General features: G+C 64.2%; 3 protein-coding genes. All 3 read left to right on the top strand.

Annotated elements, in window-relative coordinates:
• Genes ACILSR_RS27195 through ACILSR_RS27205 form a run of 3 tightly spaced genes read left to right on the top strand, consistent with a single transcriptional unit; the run spans nucleotide 1 to nucleotide 6,789 of the window.
• A complete protein-coding gene (locus ACILSR_RS27195) occupies nucleotides 1-1,098 on the top strand; it encodes a hypothetical protein (protein ID WP_395752967.1) in 1,098 nt (365 codons plus the stop codon).
• A 24-nt stretch (nucleotides 1,099-1,122) separates the two neighbouring features.
• Entirely contained in the window at nucleotides 1,123-4,728 is a 3,606-nt protein-coding gene (locus ACILSR_RS27200; RefSeq protein WP_395752968.1) for a hypothetical protein, read from the top strand.
• 6 nt (nucleotides 4,729-4,734) lie between these two features.
• Entirely contained in the window at nucleotides 4,735-6,789 is a 2,055-nt protein-coding gene (locus tag ACILSR_RS27205) for an SUMF1/EgtB/PvdO family nonheme iron enzyme (protein WP_395752969.1), read from the top strand.
• Nucleotides 6,790-7,082 lie beyond the last annotated feature (293 nt).

Here is a 7,082-nt window from a genome sequence, read left to right on the forward strand (position 1 = left end):
ATGGCCCAGGCCCCGATCATCCATCTTTCCGACGCACAGTGGCGCGAAAGACTCATCAACTGGAAAGCCAGCGTGCGCGGGCTCTGCCGCCGCGTGCGCGCCTCGCTGGGCCTGACGCTGGACTCGCTGAGTCCGGGAGACCTCAACAGCAAGCGCATCGAACCCATCGGCCCCAATCCGCTCACGCCGGTGGTGTTCACGCTCAATGACAGTCCCTCCCACCTTGACCGCCGCTCCGCGCTTTCGCTCTCCTGCAAGCCGATCATGCAGGCCTTGATGGATCAGGATCTGCGCCGCGTGCCGTCGGAACTGGAAATCGAAAGCGAATGCGTGACCATCGTGGACCTCAGCCGCAGCCTGCTCACCGGCAGCCTCGGCCACATGCTCGAAGACTCGCCGCGGAGCTGGACTTTGGAGTCTCCGGCTGACACGAAGGTGGCTGCGCTGGTGGCTCTCACCGGTGGCATCCAGGCGCTGGCGGAAGGGCTCGGCCTCGGCCTGCGCGTGATCTTTATACGCGCCGGCGGCAGGCATGTGGAGGTGCTGAAGGAGCGCCGCCCGCGTGCCTTTGCCAACCGCGTTTTGGACCGGCTGGAAGCCCACCTGGTGGAGATGATGGCGGAGCTGCCGCAGGCCTGGCAGATCCATGAACCCCAGCAAACGCTCGCCACCGGCCTGCAGAGCGTGCTGCGCGACGTACGTGGTCGCGGCGCCGTGGCGATGATCAGCGATTTTCTCGAACCCGCGGGCTCCTTTGCGCCTTCATTGCTCGATGTGATGAACCGCCATCGTGTCACCCTCTGCGACATCGCGGCGCGCGACAGCGATGTCGCGGTCAACAAACGCGAGCACGGCCTGCAGGATGCCAACAACCCGGTCTTCGAAGCCGTCCGCCACCTGGAACTGCCGCTGCAGGCTCTGGTCAACACGCCGCTCGTCTGCGCCGAGTGGGACAAGGAAGTCACTGACAACCGCCGCCGCATCCACTCGCTGCTGCGTGGCCGCGCCGCCATGGAAAGTTACATGCTCCAGCCCGCCAGCTTCCGAGTGCTCTGGCGTCGCCTGCAAAAGCAGGTGCGTCTGCTGTGCCGCAAATAATTCTCCCCGCTCCATGCCTCTGCCATGAACTACTCGATCCAAGCTCTCGACCTCGGTGCGCATCTGCCGTCCTCCCAATGGCCCCTGCGGCTGAAGGATCTGCCGGATGACATCATGGCCTTGTTCATCATCGACGCCCTGCGTGCGCAGACGGCGGTGAAGGCTGCCAGAACCTCCGGCGCGAAAGATCCGGATGTCGCGCTGCTGTCCTATCTGCGGCCCGCCGCGCGCCACAGCCTGGCGGAACGAGCGGAGAGCAGCGATGCCTGGCTGCCATGGATCCATGAGGCCGTCGATGCAGACCTGGATCTGCTGGCCAGGGTGCAGCATCTCCGCGGCGAAGCCAAGGCGCAGGCCCTGCTCAGCCACCTGCGTGCGAGAGAAGGCGCGTATGTCTCAACGCTGGAGCTGGACTTCGACGTCTGGCGTCAGCGCCGCAACACCCCCGCACCCGTGGCGCCCAAGAAGAGCAAAGGCTGGTTTGGCGGAACTCCCTCCACACCATCGACAGGGCTGGGTTACGCCGCGTTTCAATACCAGACGGAAGGGAACACGCGCATGCTCTTCGCGCTGCCTGCGCCGAAGGATGGCGCCGCACCTCTCTGGAAGCCTGGGAGTGCAGAACTCAAGACCCTGCATGACGAAATCAAAAGCAGCCGCGCCACACCCGATGCTGAGCAGAAATACCTCTCCGCGCTGTTTGAAGAAATCATGCGCCAGTGCAACGCCGCCGGTGATGGCGATGTGCCCGCGCCGCTGCTTTCCCTGCTTGCAGCCCCCTTCCGCGCCAGGCTCCTCACCCTGGCAGGCGGCTGGCGGCAGACATTGCGCGAGGCGCTGGCATTGGACGAGCAAACCATTCTGAACTGGGTGAGGCTCGAGGATTTTTTCCCACCCAACACAGACAAAGAAAAGCCCGTGTGGCAGGTGCCGCTGGATTCGCTGCGCTTTCCGCCACGCCAGGTCTTGAGCGCTGAGGGCCGCGCACGCGGCGTGCCGGTGGACGAGGAGAATGCTTTCCGTGCCACCGTCCACCTCATGCTGCACGCCCAGTTGCGCCGCTGCATGGACACGCCACTGACCTCCCTCAGCGTCGAAGCGCTGCCGCAGCAATCCTTCAGCAACCCTGCGGGCTTCATGGCCATGGGGATCACCAGCAGCCGGGATGGCAGTGCCTGGCTCTGGCTGCGGCTGGAGCACGACGGGCCCAGCGCTCTGCGCGTGCAGGCCTTTTGGAGAACCACCCAGGCCATCGCCAAGGCACGCATCCAGTCGCTCAAGCCACCGGCAAAGGGTGCTGCGGACGCCCCTGCGGAGCCCTGGCTCCTGCAAGCCGCGGCACTGGTGCGTGCCATCGCCGCGCGGTCCAAACCCGTGACCTGGGAAAGCCTGCAGGCCAGCCTGCGCAGCGCTCCTGCTCAGGTCAAACTGAAAAGCTTCATGCCCTTCTTCCCCGATCTGCGGGAGGCCCTGCTCCATGGCCGGCTGGACCTGGCCAGTCATGTGCTGCCAGCCATGCAGGCCGCACCCACCAGCCTGCGGCTGCCCTTTGCCAGCTCGCTGCTGCCTCCCGTGCTCGGCACGCAGGGACTCACCGCCCCGGTCTATGCCAGAGTGGTGACTCTGTCCAAAGACGATGGCACCATGGACATCTGCCGCAGCCTGCTGGATTTCCGTACCGCCATGGCGCTGGACGGCACCCGAGTGCACCAGCTTGTCAGGACTGTGCATGGCATGGCCGCACGCCACGCTCCAGCCACTCTGCCAAGCCTGCTGGTGGAAATGCTGGCCGGTGAACTGCCCGGACAGCAACTGCCCAACATCGGCCGCTGGCTGGGCCATCTTCATCCACTGCTCGCCGAAATGATTCATGCCGTATGCCAGCAGCGCGGTGTCGCCTTTGCGCTCGCATGGGAAAAGCAGCTGCGTGATTCGATGGCCCCACTGAATGTGCAGCAGGATTCCCTGCTGCACGGCATCACCCGTCACCTGGCCACCACGCTGCCCGACTTCTCTGGCACGCACTGGTGTGAGGTAGACAAAGGCGGCGCACTGGCGCTGTGGTTTGCCGATCTCCATCTCCTGGTGGACGAGCTGCATGAACACCCGGTGCCGGCGCTGGAGGTCAGCAAGCTCGACGCCCTGCTCTACCCGCTGGTCCCGCAACCCGGTCTGGTGCCCGGCACTTTGCACGCGCTGCTGCTGGAGTGGCTGCTGGCCGATCCAGATCATCTTTGCGATCACGTGCCGTTTGTGAAAGACATCGTGTGGGCCGCGCTCAAGCACTGGATTTCTCCCGGCAATGCTGAGCCCGCGCCGCCGCCCTTGAGTGATCTCGTGGACGACTGGCTCGCAGCGCAGATGCAGCACCCTGAGGAAGGTGCGCCCTATCGCGATCTCGCGCTTGATGCCATGCTGCAACTCGCCTCCGACCAGCCGCGCTGGACCTCCGCCCTCCAGGCCCTGCAGCGCTGGCAGGTCATCAGCGAGGAGACGCAGCACTGGCTCACCGCCTTGAGTCCGCTGGCTCCCTGGTCAGATTTTGCCACGTGGTTCAAGGTGCTGAATCTGTGCGCGCAGTCAGACAAGCATGACTGGCGTGCCGAGGCTGCACGCGAGTGCGCACGTCGACTGCTCTCTGCCGCCGCGGCACCGGAACTGGACGCGGTACTGCTCAAGCAATTCCATGCGCTGCCGGAGTCTAAAAGCCTCGTGGGAGCCACCTGCTGGAAGGAGCTGCATCAGCCTGCGCTGGCGCTTGGCATAGCCCAGGGGGCTGCGGCGCATGCACGCCTCGAAGCCACGCTCCTGCAACTCCCTAAAACCGGCAGCCCGCTGCAGAAGGCGGAACTCGACAGCCTGCCGCCGCTCTCCGAAAAACCGGTGCAGCGTCTGGAATTGATCGCCGCCACGGTCTTTGCCGGAACTGATGTGGCGATCGTCCGCGGCTGCGCAAGCGCCCTCTGGCCCGCCTGGGCCTGCCGCCTGCTTTTTAATGCCTGGTCAAAAGCAACCAATGCTGCGCAGACCCTCCAAAACTTCGGCACTCTTTGCCAGCGCCTCGGCTGTGACATGCCGCAGCTGGAGCGCCAGCTGGTCGAAGCATGGATGCGCCAGATGGAAACTTTCAGCGACAGCGGCCAGTGGACCGGCGTGCAGCTGGCGCTGAAACTCTATCCTTCCGCGACCCCGAAATGCCTGGTGGAAAACGAGGCGTTTCTGCGCTCCGTGGTGATGCACCTGACCGGTGTTGCAGACACGGCGGCCCTTGGCAGCTTGCGTGGCACGTTGTACCCCAGTCAAAGTTCTTGGCCTGACCGGCTCGCCCTCACCACAGCGGATCGCATGCTCAATCAGAGCAATCAGCCGGTGGACAACAAGGTTCTGGCCGCGCTGATCTCCCTGCGCACGCCAGCCATGCAGTCCTGGCTGAAGCAGCACCTCACCGAGCTCGATCCTCAGCATCATGAGGCAGGCCGCCGCCTCGCGCTGCTCACGCCTGCAAGGCAGCTGGACGTGGTGCTGCGCCAGTGGCTCTGTGGCATCACCCTTGCTGACGCCTCCACCGGACGTCCGGTGCACAAGCAGCAGGCGGCACTGCAAACCCTCCTCACCACCCCCCTGGCCTGATCCGTCATGCCCGACCCTTCTCCCACCTTTGACTCCTTCTGGAAAGAGCGCGCGCCCGGCGCGGATGCAGCCCTGCGTTTGCGCCATGCCAGGACACTCGCCGCTGCCGTCGCGCAGCAGAAATCCGTGAGCAAGCACGTCTGGGAGGATTCCACGGTTTTGGAAAACGGAGATCTGAATCTGCCCGCGGGACTCTCCTGTCCCATGGACGCAGATCAGTTTGCCAAATCCGCGACGGACAAGCTGCGGCACCTCATCGACGGCGTGAACCAGCCGTGGGCCAGCGCCTCACGCCCGCTGCTCGACGCGGCTCCCATTGACTGGCAGAACCTGCTGAGCGCTCTGGAACGCAACTACCTCCCTCCTGACCCTACTAGTAACGAGAACGGCGACCACCGCAGCGAGGGACACCCCCGGCGCTGGCCCTTGATCCTCCTGACCGTGACCTGCCTCGGCGTAAGCGCCTGGCTCTTCCTGGCCAATCCAAGTAGCAATCCCCCTGCAAGCACCTCCACGCAGGCAGCCGCCACACCGCATCCTCAGCCCGCGCCAGTCACGAAACCCGAACCTGCTCCGGCACCGGTCACGGTCACCAAGCCCGAGCCAAAGCCCACCCCCCCGCCGCAGCCCGCACCGAAAGTTGCCGCAGTCACGAAACCGGAGCCAACTCCCGCGCCGCAACCTACCCCAGTCACCAAGCCCGAGGCTGCACCAACGCCCGCGCCACAGCCTGCTCCCATGGTCGCGGCAGTCACCAAACCGGAGCCCGTTCCTGAACCGAAAGCAGCCCCCGCTCCCGCAGCCGCCACAAAGCCTGAGCCAAAGCCAACGCCCGCACCGCAGCCTGCTCCCGTGGTCGCGGCAGTCACCAAACCGGAGTCCGCGCCTGAACCGAAAGCAGCACCCGCTCCCGCAGCCGCCACAAAGCCTGAGCCAAAACCAACGCCCGCGCCGCAGCCTGCTCCCATGGTCGCGGCAGCCACCAAACCGGAGCCCGCGCCTGAACCGAAAGCAGCACCCGTTCCCGCACCCGCCACCAAACCTGAGTCAAAGCCAACGCCCGCTCCTTCTCCTCAGCCTGCACCCATGGTTGCGGCAGCCACCAAACCGGAGCCCACGTCTGAACCGAAAGCGGGGCCGGCTCCTGTGCCCCTCACAAAGCCGGAACCTGCACCACCAGCGCCGAAACCTACGCCGATGCTCACAGCTCTTGCCAGGCCTGAGCCAGCCCCCGTTCCCAAGGCCGAGCCAGTCGCAAAACCCCAGCCTGCTCCAGCACCTGCATCTGCAAATTCGTCTGCGCCTGCGCCGGACGTGGCAACCCAACTCGCTGGCGTCTGGCAGTCCAAAGGTCCTCATGCCCAGTTGAAGCTCAAAGGCGGCAGCCTGCCCTTTCATCAGATTGCCTCCAAACGCTTTGCCATCACGATGAGTTCGCTTGAGCTCGATGAAGTCGGGCCTGCCCTTGCCATACCGCCGGTCTTTCTGTCCGAAACCGAAATCACCCATGCCCAGTGGCGCTTGATCGATCCCACACCTCGCGACTTGGGAGAGGCCTCCAATCCAGATGCCGCCGTGACCAACGTCACCTGGCAGGAGGCGGACGAATGGTGCAAAAAACTCCAGCAAGCCCTTCCCAAGGATGCGCCTCTCATCGTGCGCCTGCCATGGCAGTATGAATGGGAGCTCGCCGCCCGGCAGGAATACACGGAACTGAAAATGGAATTTGAGGACGACTGGCTCCCCAAGGCGCTCGTTTTTGGAAAGGCTGACGGTCATCTTCCCTCCGCACGTGACGCAGCTCCCTCGAGTCTCGGCCTGCGCGGTCTGCTGGGCAATGTCAGCGAATGGATGGGAGATGCCGAAGTCGGTGACAGCCGTGCGCAACCCGCGCTGGGACACAGCAAGGATCAGGGCTCCCATCAGCACATTTGCCGCGGCGGCTCCGTCCAGGATTTCAATCCCAGCTTTGTCGCGCGCTACCTCTACATCAGCCCCAGGGTGTCGGACTCCAGCCGCTCCCCGCTGCGCGGCTTCCGCGTGGCGGTTTCCACTCCCTGAATGCCTGATGGGAACAATCATTCAAGCAGGACACAAAGCGCCAGTTTCGCAGCGTATTGACCATGCGCCTTCCGTCCTTTCAACATGCAGCCCGATACGACTTGACGATGCAAAAAAAACTCCCTGCGATCTATCCCGTGGCCGGCATTCGCTTTGAACCCGGATACCGAAGTTAAGCAGCGTTTTTGAGATCTGTGTCTGGAGAGGGCAATTGGTCGGGAGGCTGCTTCGGCGAAGTTCGTTTTTGCCACTCCAATATTTTATCCATCAAGGGTTTGTGCTTCTCGCTGCCT

Origin of the sequence: Prosthecobacter sp. (genome assembly GCF_044222565.1) — a bacterium.
Lineage (GTDB): Bacteria > Verrucomicrobiota > Verrucomicrobiia > Verrucomicrobiales > Verrucomicrobiaceae > Prosthecobacter.